This is a genomic window from Singulisphaera sp. GP187 (assembly GCF_900129635.1).
Classification (GTDB): Bacteria; Planctomycetota; Planctomycetia; order Isosphaerales; family Isosphaeraceae; genus Singulisphaera.
Genome location: NZ_FSRB01000001.1, coordinates 728,166 through 744,284, shown reverse-complemented (window position 1 = coordinate 744,284; position 16,119 = coordinate 728,166). Strand labels below are relative to the sequence as shown.

The 16,119-nt window shown below is 63.9% G+C and carries 8 protein-coding genes; 3 read left to right on the top strand and 5 right to left on the bottom strand.

What is annotated here, in order from left to right; genetic code table 11:
- Positions 1-54: 54 nt before the first annotated feature.
- Both BUS42_RS02945 and BUS42_RS02940 read right to left on the bottom strand, forming a co-directional pair.
- On the bottom strand, positions 55-1,326 hold the full coding sequence (locus BUS42_RS02945; protein WP_083670035.1) for an efflux RND transporter periplasmic adaptor subunit: 1,272 nt from the start codon (positions 1,324-1,326) through the stop codon (positions 55-57).
- Positions 1,326-4,667 carry an efflux RND transporter permease subunit gene (locus tag BUS42_RS02940; RefSeq protein ID WP_083670034.1) on the bottom strand — a complete coding sequence of 1,114 codons (3,342 nt, stop codon included), beginning with the start codon at positions 4,665-4,667 and terminating at the stop codon, positions 1,326-1,328. Before BUS42_RS02940 ends, BUS42_RS02945 begins: the two co-directional genes overlap by 1 nt.
- A 366-nt stretch (positions 4,668-5,033) precedes the next feature.
- Here BUS42_RS02940 and BUS42_RS45955 point away from each other — a divergent pair, with 366 nt between their 5' ends.
- Positions 5,034-5,165, top strand: a complete 132-nt coding sequence (locus BUS42_RS45955) for a hypothetical protein (RefSeq protein ID WP_256386119.1) — start codon at positions 5,034-5,036, stop codon at positions 5,163-5,165.
- A gap of 45 nt (positions 5,166-5,210) precedes the next feature.
- Here BUS42_RS45955 and BUS42_RS02935 read toward each other — a convergent pair whose 3' ends face one another.
- From BUS42_RS02935 to BUS42_RS02925, 3 genes are all read right to left on the bottom strand, one after another.
- The gene (locus BUS42_RS02935; protein WP_083670033.1) at positions 5,211-5,975 is read right to left on the bottom strand and encodes a hypothetical protein; all 765 of its coding nucleotides are present in this window, start codon (positions 5,973-5,975) and stop codon (positions 5,211-5,213) included.
- Between the two features lie 113 nt (positions 5,976-6,088).
- Entirely contained in the window at positions 6,089-7,690 is a 1,602-nt protein-coding gene (locus BUS42_RS02930) for a TolC family protein (protein WP_083670032.1), read from the bottom strand.
- Between the two features lie 479 nt (positions 7,691-8,169).
- A complete protein-coding gene (locus BUS42_RS02925; protein ID WP_159452153.1) occupies positions 8,170-10,758 on the bottom strand; it encodes a beta strand repeat-containing protein in 2,589 nt (862 codons plus the stop codon).
- A gap of 524 nt (positions 10,759-11,282) precedes the next feature.
- Between BUS42_RS02925 and BUS42_RS02920 the strand changes: the two genes are divergently transcribed.
- Positions 11,283-14,045, top strand: coding sequence for a TolC family protein (locus BUS42_RS02920; protein ID WP_074305110.1), 2,763 nt, complete (start codon positions 11,283-11,285; stop codon positions 14,043-14,045).
- Positions 13,942-15,834 carry an efflux RND transporter periplasmic adaptor subunit gene (locus BUS42_RS02915; RefSeq protein WP_074305108.1) on the top strand — a complete coding sequence of 631 codons (1,893 nt, stop codon included), beginning with the start codon at positions 13,942-13,944 and terminating at the stop codon, positions 15,832-15,834. The genes BUS42_RS02920 and BUS42_RS02915 overlap by 104 nt, the downstream gene beginning before the upstream one ends.
- Positions 15,835-16,119: the final 285 nt, after the last annotated feature.

Genomic DNA, 16,119 nt, shown 5'->3' with positions numbered 1-16,119 from the left:
AGAGAGAATCGTCATATTACGACGGCACCCATCCAAACAAGTGCGGCTGGAGAACTAGAGGAGGGTTCCGTCTTCGACCATAAGGCGATCTTCGTACATCTGCTCCAGGATCAGGCATCCGACGGTCACAACCTCCTCTCCCGGTCGGATTCCGTGGTTCTCCGGTCCGGGCGCGGCGACGATCACCTGGTCGTTGCTCTCCTTGGCCACGACGATCGTCCTCCGTTCGAATTGGTCGGTCGTCCCCGGCCTGCGGACGAAGACGTAGTCGTGGCGATCCACCGAGACCATCGCCACGCGCGGGATGACCGTCTGGCCCGGCACCGGCGGGATGTCGACGAGCACGCGAACGTAGCCGCCGGCCTTCAAGAGACGGTCGGGGTTAAGCACCGACGTCCGAAACTTCGCGGCGCGGGTGTCCGGGTCGATCGCCTTATCGATGTACTCGACCTTCGCCGGGATCGTCCGGTGCGCGTAGGGGAACACGACCTTCAGCGCCAGCCCGACCTGCACCTTATCGGCGTCGATCTCGCTGACGTTGCCCCGAACCCAGAGGTGGTCCAGGGGTGCGATGGTCATCAGGTCGTCCTTGGGATCGTAGAAGTTGCCCGGGACCACGCCGCGTTTGATGACGATGCCATCGGCGATCGCGCGGACGGTCATCCGAGCCTTGCTGACCCCCTCCTCGGTCATAGCCGCCTGGATCTCCTTCTCGGTCAGGCCGAAGACGGAGAGCTTGTCCTTGGCCAGCTTCATTGACTCACGGCTCTTGGCCTCGTCGTTCTCGATCTCGATCAGCTCCTTACCCGGCAGGGTCCCCGCCTTGGCCAGCGGGGACTTGTAGTCGAGGATCTTCTTGTCGCGCCTCCACTGGTTGACCGCCATTTCGTAGTCGCTCTTGGCCTGGGCCAGGGTGTTGCTGAACAACTCGAGGATCGCGTCCCCTTTCTTGACCACGCTACCGAGGTCCATGTGCACCCGATCCACGCGGCTTTCGAACTGGGTGCGGACGATCGTCAGCGTTGCCGGGTCGTAGTCGGTGGTCCCGCTGAGCCGAAGCTCGACGGGGCCCGCCTGCTCCTTGGCCGGTTGTACGCGGAGCCCGAGCGCCTCCTGGCGGGACGAGGTGACCGTCAGTATGCCGTCCCAGACACCGACGCTCGACGTCCGACTCGGGGGCCGCGTCTCCTCGGCGTGGGCGGTGTTTGAGGCCAAGTGATGCCAGGCAGCTAAGGCCCGTCCCCGGGCCGTCCGGTCGAAATACATCCAGGCCGCGAAGCCGGCAGTTGCCGCGATGGCCAGCACCAGCGTCCATTTCATCTTCATCACCGCGTCCCTCCACGATCCCCGTTGGTGGAGACCGAACTTTCAACCACCTGGTCCGCATGCCGAGGCGGTCCGTCCCGCCCTTCACGGCGCGAGTTTTCGAGGAACCGGTCCGTGTAATGGGAGCCGGCGATCAGCTCGTGGTCGCACTCGCCGTGGCCCGCCTTCGCTGGGAAGAACGAGTAGAGGACCGGCATCAGGTATCGCGTGAGGAATAGCGTGCAGAGCATCGCGCCAACGACCACAATCGCCAACGGCTTCTGCGCCTGCGAGCCGATCGACGTGGCGATGGCCGCCGGGAACAGCCCTAATGCCGCCGTCAGCGACGTCATGACCACCGGGCGGACTCGGAGTTCGGCCCCGCGCATGACGGCCTCGCGGACCGGCAGGCCCGCAGCTCGCAACTGGTTGAAGTAGGAGATCAGCAGCACGCCGTCTTGCACCGCCACGCCGAAGACCGAGATGAACCCCACCGCCGCCGAGATCGAAAACGGCGTGCCGGTGATCCAAAGCGCCAGGACGCCGCCCATCGCGGCTTCGATCACATTGACCATCACCAAGAGCGCATCCTTCACCGAGTGGAACGCGGTGTAGAGCAGCATCAGGATCAGGCCGACTGAGACCGGGACGATCCACATGAGTCGCTTGTTCGCTTGCTGCATCTGCTCGAATTCGCCGGACCACTCGATCCGATATCCTTTCGGGACGACTTTCGCCGCGTCCACCTTTGCCTGGGCCTCGGCGATCGTCGAAGCCAGATCCCGGCCCCGCACGCCAAACTTGATCGGGATGAACCGGCGGTTATTCTCGCGATAGATATAAGTAGCGCCAGGCTTGTGCGGGGTGATCTCGACGAGCTGGCTAAGGGGGATCCGCACACCCGGCTTGCCGTCGGAGGAGGGCGGAGCATCGACCGGGATGCGGCCGATCATGTCGGGGTCATCGCGCTGGTCTTTGGGCAGCCGCAGGACGATGTCGAACTTCTTCTCTCCCTCGATCATCTCGGTGAACGCCCGGCCGCCGATGGCGACCTGCACGACCGCCTCGACGTCGGCGACGTTGATCCCGTAGCGGGCGCACTCGTGGCGGTCGACGCGAATCTCCAGGTTCGGCTGTCCGATGAGGTGGAAAAGTCCCGGATTCTGAACCCCCGGGACGCCGCCCAGGATCTTGGCGACCTTCTGGCCCACGTCCTCAAGGGTCGCCAGATCATTGCCAAAGAACTTGATCGAGTTGGCCCCCTTGACGCCCGAGAGCGCCTCCTCGACGTTGTCGCGGATCAACTGCGAGAAGTTGAAGTTGATCGCCGGGAACTCCGCGAATCGCTCGGACAGCTCGTCCTGGATCTCCTCACGGGTGATCGCCCGGTTCCAGAGGTGGACGCCCAGGACGCTGACCGGCTTCTTGCGCCACCGCTCCATCGGGGTCAAGGGGGCGTTGAACTCGATGTTGAAGTAGCTGGTCACGTCCGTGCCGTCGTCGGGGCGGGCGACGTGCGACATCACGCCCCGGACCTCGGGCACCGAGGCAATCGCTTCTCGGAGCCGGGGCGCCATCCGCGCCGCCTCTTCCAGTGTTACCGTGCGCGGCAGAAGGGCCCGAATCCAGAGGTTGCCCTCCTCCAGTTGCGGCATGAACTCGCCGCCGATCTTGGGGAGCAGGGAGACAGTGAAAACCAAGAGCGACCCCATCGCGGCCAGAAGCAGGACGCGGTGGTTCAGGACCCGGTTCAGCATCGTCAGATAACGAAGTTTCATCAGCCGGTCGACGAATGTTTCCTTCTCCTCCTTCTTGTTGTGAAACAGGAACGAGCAGAGGACCGGTGTGAGCGTGACCGCCAAGAGCAGCGCCCCCCCGAGCGCAAAGGCGTAAGTGTTGGCCATCGGGCCGAACAGGGCGCCCTCCGGCCCGGACATCGAAAACAGGGGGATGAAAGCGCAAAGGATGATCAGTGTCGAAAAGAATAAAGCCCGCTCAATCTCATGCGATGCATCCGCGATCCGGTCGATCAGCGGCCGTGACTGGTCCCGGCCGCGGGCTGTGATGTGGCGGAAGATGTTCTCGACGATGATGACCGAGCTGTCGACGATGATGCCGAAGTCGACCGCACCGATCGAGAGCAGGTTGGCCGACTTGCCCTGGTAAAAGAGGACTGAGACCGAGAAAAGCAAAGCCAGCGGGATCATCAGCGCCACGATCATCGCGCTCGTGATATCGCCTAGGAAGATGAACAAGATCAAGATCACCAGGCCCATGCCAACGGCCAGGTTGTGGATGACATTCTCGGTCGTGACATGAACGAGATCGGTCCGCTGGTTGAACGGGACAATCTTCATCCCCTTGGGCAGCAGGCCGCTGCCGTTGATCTCCTCGATCTTGGCCTTCACGGCCTCGGAGGTCGGCAGCGACTTCTCGTACTTGCGCATCAGGACGATGCCTTCGATCACGTCGTTCTCGTCCCCCCGGCCGACGATCCCCAGCCTCGGGCGGTGGCCGACGATCACCTTGGCGAGTTGCCTGATATAGACCGGGACGCTGTCGTAGGAGGCGACGACAACGTCCTGGATGTCCTCGAGCTTCTCGACCTCCAGGGCGTAAGCCCGCCCGGCGTTGGCCGGGTCGAGCGTGTCGATCCCCTCGCCCAGCAGGCCCAGCGAACGGACGTTGTGCGCCTGGGTCCCCAACGCCAGGACGTCGCCGCCGACGTTGGCGTTGGACTTGTTGATCGCATCCTCGACCATCTGGAGGGTCACGCCATAACGCCTCATGAGCCCGGTGTCGACCAGGACCTGGTACTGCTTCACCGTACCGCCGAAGCCGGTCACGTCGATCACGCCGGGAACCTGCTTGAGCTGCCGATTGAGAACCCAGTCCTGGACGGCCTTGAGCTGGTTGGTCGTGTAGCCCGACCCCTCCAGCACGTAGCGGACGATCTCCCCGGTCGGACTCCAGGGGGACAACACGGGAGTGACCCCCGGCGGCAGATCGGCGACGGCCCCGATCCTGTTGATGACCTCCTGGCGGGCCGCCCAGTAGTCGGTGCCGTAGGCGAACTGGCACTTGACGTCGTTCAGGCCGGCGAGCGAGGTGCTTCGCAAGTCCTGCAGCCCTGGCATGCCGTTGAGCGCCGTCTCGATCGGGATGCCAACGAGCCGCTCCATCTCCTCGGGGCTGGCGCCGGGATTCTGTGTGATCACCTCGACCAGCGGCGGGGTCGGGTCGGGGTAGGCTTCCACGTTAAGGTTCAGCGCCGCGTGGATGCCAACGGCAATCAGGGCGAACGCGCCCAGAAGGACGATTAGCCTGTTGTGGAGGCTCCACGAAATGAGAGCGCGCACCATGGCGTTGTTCCAAGTCCTTGGGCGACGACAAAAGGCACAAGGGGGGGAGGGGGCGGGAGGTGACCCTTGTCGGAAAGGAGTAGGTCAGTCGCGGTTCCCATACAAATGGGCAAGCCTGCCCGAATGCACGAGGCACGCAAACCAACCGCCTCCTAAACTATTCTTGACGATCCCCCCCGAAAGGGAAAGCGGAGTTGTCGGCTTCGACCACCTTCCACGGACACGCAGACTGTTTTTCAACGGCGCGAGGAATGTATTCCCGACCTCGACCTGATGCATTTCGGCGAGGAACGGGATGGCATGCGAGACATCATTGTTACATCGTCACTGCCGGTGCTCGTCGATGCGGACGACGACTAGAGCGACGTGCCCGACCTGGACTTCAACACGCCCAACCGACGCTACGCGGGATGGGGCAAGGCCGAGCCCTTCGACATGCTCCGCCACGAAGAGGCCGACTCCAAGCTCTTCCAGTTGGATCAGTGCATTCTTTGTTGATGCAAGAGCCCGTTGAAGGGTTACGACAAAGGGCCGACTGAGAACTCAGGGATTAATGTCCGCGTTGCGGAGGATGAAATCGGTCCCGGTCGTGTAGATCTGAGCTCGGATCGTGACGACCGCCGTCCCCTGGTCGATGACGCGTCGGCCGCGCTGGCCGTTGGGCTTGTAGCGGATGGTGATTGTTCCCTGGGAGAACGCCTCGTCGTAGACGCCGGAGCTCTCGTTGGCGTCGATGGTGACGTGATCCAAGTGGTTCGGCCGCCCGGCGCTGTCGACATTCTGGTGCGCGCCGTCGGCATCGAAACCGAGGACCGTATTGGAATTGAGGTTGCGGTCGAAGATCGCCGCGACGGCGCCGAGCGGGGCGTTCGGGTCCTTGGGCGTGATGATGCTGAGCTGGATGTCGCCGTGGAGGATGGTGTTGGCGGAGCCGACGCCCCGAATGAACGTCTGGATCGCCTCAGTATCGGTCCGTCCGGGTCCGATGATATAGGGCCCCTCGAAGCGGGCGACGAACCGCTGCCGTTTCTGCTCGTGGGGCGTGAGGTTCCCGGTCTGGAAGACGGCCTGGTTCGTTGGCGACGCCCCCTGATTGGCGGGCACGGCGATCGACGACTTCGAGGGGGTAAAGGGGGGGAATTGCGTTGTGCCGGCTCCGACACGATGGGTCCCCGCTCTCAAATCCTGGTGAAGAACGTAGGGTTGGAAGGCCCTCCGCTGGTTATCGATCATGAGAACTGACAACAGGGAGAGGAGTTCTCGCCGTTCGATCTCCTCCAGGTACGGTCGTCGGTCGCGTCGTCCCATAACTCTCCTCCTCGCAATGACTGCCCGCCTTCAACGCTGTCGGCGGATGGCAAACGGAACGGCGGCTCTCTCCACCAGGCGTTGCTACGAGTGGGAGTCGGTGACCAACCGGGTTACGGCAGGATGCGCCGGCCGATGGCCGTGTTCAGGGCGAGCATGCTCCGCCGGTGGCGAATGGCCGTGTCGAGATATTGTTTGACGACCTGGTTGAAGTCGATCTGGGCGGCGATGTAGTCGGTAATCCCCGTCGAGCCGGCGATGTAGAGCTTGTGCGCGTCGTCCCGGATCTGCCGGGCCGTGGGAAGGATTTCGGCCTGGATCTCCTCGACCTCCTGACGCGTCACCGTATATTCGCGCACCGCCCGCTCGACGTCGATGAGCACGGAACGCTCCAGGTCCTCGAGTTGAATCTGGGACTGCGTGACGTTCAGGTTGGCACGCTGGATTGCGCCCTGGTTCCGGTTGTACAGTGGCAGGGGGACCGTCGCCCCCAGCGCCCACGAGTACTGGCTGGGAAGGCCGTAGGGGGCATTGTTCTGAAAGGTAAACGGCTGCGCCAAGATGTAGATGTCGGTCAGCCGGTTGGCCCGGGCGAGACGCACATCCGACTCGGCGCGGCGAATTCCCAGCCGGAAGGAGGCGATGTCGGGACGGGAGTCGAGGGCGATCCTGGCCAGTTCTTCCGTCGGGGCCGGCGGCGGAGCCCGGTCCTGAATCGACCCGTAGAGTTCGAGTTTCATGGCTTCAGCGGGAGTGATCGCCAGGACCGACGCGAGGCCGAGCTTCGCCTTGCGTTCGGACTCCTCGGCGTCGAGCTGGCCGAGCCGGGAGGTCCTGAGCTGGTTTTTCACGCGGTTGAGGTCGGACTGGGAGATCTGGCGATGGTCGAGGAGTTCTTGTGTCCGCCCCAGGAGTCCGTTCAGGACGCGAACGCTCTCGCGGGTGTAGCGGACGGTCTGCCGGGCCGCGAGGGAGTCCACGTAGGCGGAATAGACGTCGTCAATCTTCTGACGGACGGCGTCCTGGTACTGCGCCTCCAAGACCTTTTTCGCTCGGATCGCCACCTGCGTCCGCGCCTGCCGTTTGCGGCTGATGTCGATGGGATAGGAGATGTTGAGATCGTACTGGCTCGGACCGCCGGGGACGGCCCGACTGAACTTGCTCCCGTTGAACTGGAGGAGCTGGCCGTCGAAGTAGAGGATTGGGTTGGCCCGGAGGTTGGCTTGAAGGATGTCCGCCTGCGCCTGGGGGATCTCCATGAACTTGGCGCGGAGGTCGCGGTTGCGATCCAGGGAGAGGCCGATGGCCTGGTCGAGGGTCAGGCCGCCGGGCGGGCCATCGTCGTCGGCACCGAGCGGGATGTCCAGCGTCCCGTAGAGCGGAATCGGGGAGGCCGAGATCGGCTCGGGGCTCGGGGCAGCGATCCCGACCTGCCCCTCGGTGGGCCCCGCCGCGGCGCCGGGGTTGGAGACGGCTGTCGGAATGCCGTGGGGCGTCGCCCCTCCGGCACGGCTTCCCAGGATGCCGCCGGCGCCCGGTGGGTTGCTCAGCGTCCCGCCCCCCGCACCGGGGGCTTGGCCCATCATGGACGTCGCCGAGCCGGGCAAGGGCGGAACACTCGTATCGATCGTCGCCGTCTGGCCTTTGGCTCGGCCGGCGGCGAACAGGCAGGCGAGAACCAGTATCAGGGCCCCTCGAAATAAGGATCGGCTCATCGGACCGGGCGCCTTCCTTGGCTGTGTGGTCGTGGACGGGCATCCTGCCGTCTGACGCGACCCGGGGCGAAAGGCCGCCGTGGGGTCGCTCCTCGAAAGCCGGGGGTAGGCGTCGGGGCACCCCCGCTCATCCATCCGAGTGGCCCACCGCAAACCGGCCCGACTATCGGGCGGTACGTGGAGCTCGAACGCATTGAGGCGACTGGCACCATCAGTTTCGGCCGGAGAAGGACACAGCCTGAACCCGGCTGTACCAGAGTTCTCAGACGCCCTGACGGATGTGCGGATCGCACGGAAAGCGCAAGCGAGCAGTATGCCGGATTGACCGATCGTGCCGCTGTTCCTAGTGCCCCGGGCATGGGCCCTAAGTCAGGGCCGAGCCCGGCCTGCGCACGAAAACCGGCCGGCCCCTCGCGTGAAGAGGGACCGGCCGATTGATGGATTGATGAGGATCCGAGCGTGATCGAGCCGATCGTCACTTATCGGGACTTGGGATGCTTCCGCGGCCTGCCCAGATTCAGCTCCGTCTGGCGATTGGTCGGGATGACAGGATTCTTGTGAGTGAACTCGATCGACTTGGCCTTCTTGTACTTGCTCCGGGTGAAGACGCTCTCGTCGAGCGTGAGCGGAAGCCTGCCCGCCAGGCTGTTTTGCTTGCCGGACGGCACCCTCGTCAGGTTCTTGGGATGGGCGAAGTTAAAGAGCCGAAGCGCCCAGCCACGGCCCGGCATGTATTGCTGGTAGGCCACGGCCCGAGGGATGGCCTTGTAGTTGAGCCGCGAAAGTGCCGAGGTGGGCGGCACATAGTGGTCCGCGCCGAACTGGGGCGTGAAGCTCGTTTTGGGAATCGATCCGATGAGCACCCCGGTACCGCCCGTGCTCACCGTGGGAGGATTCGGGTTGATGCCACCGCTGACGACGATTTGCGCGGTGCCGAGGAATCCGGTGTTGGGGTTCCCGGCGGTGGGCAACGTGTTCCCAGTAAGGTTAAACGTCGTGTCCGTGGACTTCAGGCCGATCCGGGAACGCGGCGTGATCGTGACGATCGCGTCTGGAATGCCGTCGTTGTTGACGTCGGCGATCGACTTGATCGTGGCGTTCGGAAACGGAACGCCATTCACGGCAATCGTGGTGGGGTCGATATCCGTGGCCGGCTGGAACGCCGGCGAGATCGTGTTGTTGCTCAAGACCCAAATGTCCAGGCTGGGCGGGGACGTCGCATTGATGCTGAACGTCCCGAACGGCGGCAACCCGACCGGCGCCTGACCGACCGAAATATTGGTGGAAATCCGGTTGCTCACAGGCGTTTGGACCGGGAGGAACTTCCCTTCGATCACGAACGCACCACCGGCTCCGGTCCGACCGGTCGTGGTCACATTGTAGCTTGAGGCACCGATGATGATATCGGCCAGAGTATCGTTATCAGCCGTCTTCGTTTGGGTACGGCTGACCAGTCGACCCGAGACCGAGGCTCCCAGGAACGCCGGGGCGCCGTTCGGGGTCGTCGAGATCTGGATCAGGGTCGCCGCCAGCGGTGACCCTTCGGCGGAGATCAACTGCTGTGTACCCGTCAGAAAGAAGGGATTGGCGGGGATATAGTAAACCCCACCCTGGTTGCCGTTGAGCCCCGGCGCCCCGACCATGAAGTCATTGCCGACCGAGTTGTTGGGATTGATCTGGCCGGAGAGCGACAACGAGTAGCCGGCGAACGAGTTGGGGGCACCGATGAGCGTCAACGCGGGAACACCCGCCGGCTTGCTGAAGACGGGAATCGACCCAATCAGCGTCGTGCCACTGGCGGACTGACCGTAGTAGATGTCGGCCCGGCCGTTGCCACTGGCGGCCATCGGAGAACCGATCGCGATATCGGCAAAGCCATTGCCGTTGTAGTCGCCGATCCCGGCGACAGCATAGCCGGTCCGCGAACCACCCGCACCTTGGAAGTGCGCCCCGAAGATATCGGTGGTGCCCGTACCGATCCCGATCCGGTTGGTCTGGATCACGTTCAGACCGTTGACGACCCTCCCCGCCGCGGGCAGGGCGTTGCCTCCATAGATCAGGAACGCTTCGCCCGCGTTTCCATTGGCGCTAGGCGCACCGATCAGGAAGTCGTCGATCCCGATGTTCGCCGCGGAAAGTTGGCCGTCGACGTTACCGGCTCCCGCGATCGACAACCCGATCGCCTCATTGTTGGCGGAGCCGGCGAAGATGGCCCCCCCCAGCCCGTTGCCGATCGCATTGAGGTTCACAGGCGCCACGCTTGGCGCGGCGAGCAATGACCCCGGGATCACGTACACGGCCCCGTTGAAGCTCAGCCCGGCGACCGAGGCGTTGGGAGCGGATATCGCGATGTCGGGGGATGTCGAGTTACTGGCAAAGAAGTTGCCGATCCGCGCGCCCGCCCGCCCCACCCGCGAGTTCGCCAGGGTGCTTCCAAAGGTCGTGACCGAAACCCCGGTGGCGGCGCCGAGGTTGTCGAGGTCGACCGTCCCCGTCGGGACCGTGTTCAGGCCCTTGCCACCGTAGACGATGTAGGCGCGCCCCGTGCCCGGATTGAGGTTGTTGAGGTCGTTCGCCCCCGGGGCACCGATCATGAAGTCGGCGAACCCGTCATTGTTGACGTCGCCAAGCGCTGTCACTGAGGCACCGAGCTGCGACGCGTTGGTCGATCCCGTCAGGAACGTGACCCCCGCATAGTCATTCCCTTTCGTGCCGCTGATCGGATTGGTCTGGTTGGCGTTGTTCAACTGACCAAGGTCGCCCACACGCTGACCGAGTTTGTCGAGCGTGAGCCAGTCAATGGTGCCCGCGTTAATCGTGGCCGAGCCGAACACCAGGTAGGCCCGGCTGTTATTGCCGGTGCCCGGCTGGACCTGCCCGTTAATGGTTTGTCCCGTCGGCGCCCCGATCACGAAATCGTCGAAGCCGTCGCCGTTGGTATCCCCCACATCGGCCACGCTGAAGCCCGCGGCGCCCAGGGTCTCGTTCCCCGCTAAAGCCACACCAAACGGGGCGGTGGCGATATTGGGTTGGCCTGGGGGGAGCACCCCACCCAGGTCGATCGACAACAATTGTCGCTCTTCGAGCGACTGAATTTTGGGTTGGAAACCCCCGCTCCGCCGTGCGGCCAATGACCGAGGTCCGCGATTGCCAAACAGCATCGGAGACTCCCTCCTCCAAGCCCTGTGTCGTCGCGCGTCCGCCGGGTGTCCATGCCCTGCGTCTCGAGCGCCCCTCGGGAATCCGGCTCGAAGCTCTCGCTTCATTTGAGACCGGCTCGGCGCGACGCCGCGGCCGCCAAGGGTAGCCAACTACCACTGCAATTTCGGCCCTTCGATGTGCTTGGCTTCATCCAAACCCTTCACTACGGACCATGATGCGGTATCCAACCTTCGCATTTTCGGCTCAACCCGCACGACCCCTACTTCCGATAAAGTTCGTAGTCAGGGAGAGCCACTCCTCCTCCCTTGCCGTGGATCGGGGTCATCCCGCCCCTTCAATGGCCTCTGGTCGTCCCGTTCACGGACGACCAACGGGTCCGGAGCGGGCATTCATTCGTGCCTATCGAACGTCGCCCGAGGCGAAGAAGCCCATGACACTCAAAGCCCAACCGACGAACCCATCACGTCGTTCCCGGAGCCGGGTCCCACTCCTGGTCGCCCTCGTTCTGGGTACACAGTCTGGATGTACCCGCGAATTCTTCCGGGAATGGGCCAACCAGGACGTCACCGAGGCTGTCTTCGAGAAGAGTCGTGATCCCCGCTGGCGGATCGACCTCTTCTCAGTGGAACCCCCCGCGCTGTCGCGATTCGCGAGTCCCTACGACCCCGATACCCCCCCCGCCCCGCCGGACGACTATGCCGCGGAGGCGACCTCGCCCGTGCCCCAGTGGCCCGACAACCGCCTGATCGTCCCCCTGGAAGGGACCGGCTACCTCGATATGCTCGATGGCTGGCAGCGTGAGAGCATGAACAACGGCGACGAGGACAAGGCGAAAGCCCCGCGTCGCAACCCGCTCACGGCTCCCGGGGCCGCGGCTCCGGCCGCCGCGCCCACGGCGATCGAGCCAGCGCCCCCCGTGCCCCCCACGTCGAATCCGTCGCCGTTCGGCACCGGAGGAAATTCCGGGCCATCGCTCGAGGCAATGCCGCCTAATTCTCTACCGGAGCCCCCACCTGCGAATCCACCCGGCGGCAATCCCAATGCTCCCCAGGCCCGCGTGAAGTCACGGGACCCGGGCCTTCGGCTCGCCGCCTTCCAGCAGACAGGGATCCAAGAACCGACTCTCACACCCTCGCCGACCACTCCGCCCGGCTTGGAGGGTCCCCGTCGTCCCGAGGTTCAGCCACCGCCGATCGGCATGGACCCCGCTCCGATCCAGTCCGACCTGTCGGCACCGCTGAACCCAAGGCCCGACCTCACGCCTGAGCAATACCGTGACTCCGAGGAAAAAGGGGACGCGATTGCCGGGATGCTGATTCCCGACGAGATCAACTTCAATGAAGCGGAGGCCGCGGGCTTGCCCAGAAACAGCCGCCCGTACAAATTGACGATGGAGCAGTCGTTCCGGCTCGGCCTGATCAACGCCCGCGTCTACCAGACTCAGTTGGAGAACGTCTACACGACGAGCCTGGCCGTGACGCTTCAGCGGTTCGCGTTCCAGCCCCAGTTCTACGCCGGCCTCTCGCCCCTGACCGGCACCAGCGCCGGGGGCATTCCCGCGCCCAACCCGTTTAACCAGTTCCTCTACCGGACCCGGGAAACGGGGACGCCCATCTCCAGCATGAACATCGGCACCGTCGCGGGAGTCGGCAAGGTCTTCAACTCCGGCGGCAAGCTGCTGATGGGCTTCGCCAACCAGGTCGTCTTCAACTTCCTCGGCCAGAACTCGCGCCAGCCCAGCGTCCAGTCATTCCTCCCGCTCACCTTCGTCCAGCCGTTCCTCAAGGGAGGCGGCCGCGCGGTGACGCTCGAGGCCTTGACTCAGGCCGAGCGCAACTTGCTGTACGCCGTCCGAAGCTTCGCCAAGTTCCGTCAGGAATTCGTGGTGGCCACCCTCGTGGGCGGAACCCCGATCACCAACTTCGGGTCGACCGTCCAGACCCCCGGGTTCTCCGGCGGTGGCAACTCCGACCCGACCGTCGGCTTCCTCAACGTCATCCAGGACATTCAGCTCCTCGAGAACGACCGCAAGAACATCGCGGCCCTCGAACGGCTCTACATGATCTACTCCGAGCTCATCAAGGGCGAAGCCTCGGGCCTCACCCAACTTCAGGTCGACCAGGTCGACCAGAGCTACCAGCAAGCGTTGCAGCAATTAGTGAATGATCGCACTCAATTCCGCAGCCAGCTCGACCAGTTCAAGATCCAGCTCGGCATGCCGCCGGACGTGCCCTTGATCCTCGATCGGACCCTCGCCTGGAAATTCAAGGAGGTCTTCGACGGGATTGACGACTGGCAGCGCGATCCCAAGCGGAATCTCACCGACCTTCCCCAGTACGCCGCGAACCTTCCCGACTTGGCAGACGTGAATATTGATGGCAGGTCGGTGCTTTCTGTGTACAATACCGGGAAAGATAACGAAGATGACCTGGAAGAACTGCTCCTGGCCGCCGAGCGGGTGACGCTTGAGCATCGCCTGGATTTGATGAACCAACGTGCGATGCTCTACGACGCTTGGCGACAGATTCGCGTCTCGGCCAACGCGTTGAAGGGGATCTTCAACGTCACGCTCACCAACCAGTTCATCACTCCCCCCGCGACCTCGAACCCGTTTGCTTTCGTCGATCAAGCCAAACAGTTTTCGCTCGTGCTCAACGCAGAGCTTCCCCTGGTCCGCCTGAACGAGCGGAACCAGTTTCGAGCGACCCTGATCGGCTATGAGCGCCAGCGGAGGGCGCTGCAATCCTTCGAGGACAACCTGAAATATCAGATCCGAATCGACGTCAGGAATCTTCACCAGCAGTACCTGACCTATGAGATCAACCGCAAAAACTTCACTCTAGCCATCCGCCTGAAAGACCAGGCCTTCGAACAGATCATCGCGCCGCCGCAAGGGGCCGCGGCAGGGGGCGGTGGAACCGCCCAGGCGGCCAACGCGGCCACCCAAACGACCAACCTGATTAACTTCCAGCGCCAGTTGCTCACCCAGGAAAACACCCTGATTACGAACTGGCTCGGCTACGAAACCGCCCGGCTCACACTTTACCGCGACCTCGGCACCTTGCCCTACGACGAATGGGAGGCTTACCGTGAACTTTTCCCTGCAGACTACGGAAGCGCCGGCACCGGCGGCGGGAGCCGAGCCATCCGCCCACCGGGAGCTCCCCGACCTGAAGAAGCCGGCAAGCCGTAAATCCCGCCGCGGCAAGACGCTCCTGGTCGGCCTCCTGGTCGTCCTGGGCGTCGCCGCCGGGGTCGTGATCGGGGTCCCCGGGATCTCGAAGTCGCTGACCGGCCTGTTCGCCTCGAGCACCCGCGACATCATCACCTATGAGGTCCGCCAGGCGAACCTGCCCGTCGTGGCCACCGTCCGCGGCACCTTGGAAAGCTCCAATAACAAAGACGTCTTCTGCCAGGTGGAGGGATCCACGACGATCATCTCGATCGTGCCGGAAGGCAAGCGGGTCACCAAGGGCGAGCTCGTCTGCGAGCTCGACTCGGCGGCCTTGAAAGACCAGTTAACCAACCAGTACATCGCAACCTCGGGAGCGGAGGCGGCCCACCAGAACGCCAAGCTGACCCGGGAAGTGGCCGAGATCGCCGTCACCGAGTACAAGGAAGGCGTCTACCTCCAGGAGTTGCAGACGGTCAAAGGGGAAATCGCCCTGGCCGAGGCCGAACGAAAACGCGCCGAGGACCGGCTCGAATGGTCCAAGCGGATGTACGACAAAGGCTACGTGTCCTTAGCGCAGAATATCGCCGATAAGGTCTCGCTCGACCAGAAGGTCTTCGCCTTCGAACAGGCGACGACGAAGAAGGCCGTGCTCGAGAAGTTCACCTACGACAAGACGCTCAAAGAGCTCAAGAGCGACGTCGAAAAGGCCCGCTCCGACGAGCTCGCCAAGGAGCAGACCTGGGACCTGGAGAAGAAGAAGCAGACGAAGCTTGAGACCCAGATCAAGAATTGTCAGCTCCTGGCCCCCGGCGACGGCCTGGTGGTCTATGCCAACGACCCGAGCCGGTTCGGCGGCAGCAGCCAGCCCCAGGTTGAAGAAGGGGCGGTCGTTCGCGAGCGGCAGAAGATCTTCAGCCTCCCCGATACCGGGCACATGCGGGTCAACACCAAGGTCCACGAGTCGATGATCGACCGCCTGACCCCCGGCCTCCAGGCGCGGATCCGCGTCGACGCCTTCGCCGACCAGACGCTCAGGGGCACGGTCCTGGATGTCGCCCCGCTGCCCGACCCGAACAGCATGTTCAGCTCGGACGTGAAGGTCTACACCACCCATGTGACCATCGACAACGGCCTGCCGGGACTCCGGCCGGGAATGACGGCCCAGGTGGATATCCTGGTCGCCCAGATCGATAACGTCCTGAGCGTCCCCGTGGTGGCGATCCTCGAGTATCAGGGCAAGGACCACGTCGCCGTGAAGCGGGGCGACGGCACCTACGACTGGCGGACCGTCGCCGTGGGCACCTCCAACGACAAGCTCGTCGAAATCCGCGAGGGCCTCAAGTCGGGCGATCGAGTCGCACTCAGCCCGCTCCTGCTCATGTCCGAGGAGGAGAAGCGCGAGGCGTTCGGAGAGTCGGGCAAGGACGGCGAGGCCGCGAAGAAGGATTGGGGCGCCGGCGCCAAGGGCAAGGCCGGTGTCGGGCCGGTCGGCCCCGGCGGGCCTGACGGCAAAGCGACCGCCGACCCCGACGCCAAGGGCAAGGCCAAAGCCAAGGCCAAAGGGAAGCGCGGCGCCGGCGGCGGCTTCATGAGCAAGATGGATCCGGCCGCCCGGGCGAAGTTTCAGAGCGCCAGCCCCGAAGAGAAGAAACAGATGCTGATCGAAGCCGGCGTTCCGGCAGAACGCGTCGATGCGATCCTCCAAGGCGGCGGTGGTGGTGGCTTCGGAGGCGGCGCCGGCGGTGAGGGTGCGGGTCGTGGCGCCGGTGGAGGTTTCGGGGGCGGCCGTGGGGGTCCGAATCCGTAAACGACCGTCGCCTGAAGGCGACGGCTTTCCGGTCGACCGTTGCATGATTGCTGGCCGCTTCCTTGTGACCCGGTCTCCAGTCCAGGGCGGCTTACAACGCCCTGCCCTGATCCTCGCGGGTCAGGAGTTCTCGAGATGCCTCGCGGCGTGTCTCAACGTCGATCGTTTTACGCGGCAGACGGTTGGTTGCCGCAACCCGATACGACCACTCGATGTCAAAGAGCTGGGAGTGCCTTGAACAACCGTTGCTCCCCACGCTAACATCGCATCAACGCGTTTACGCGC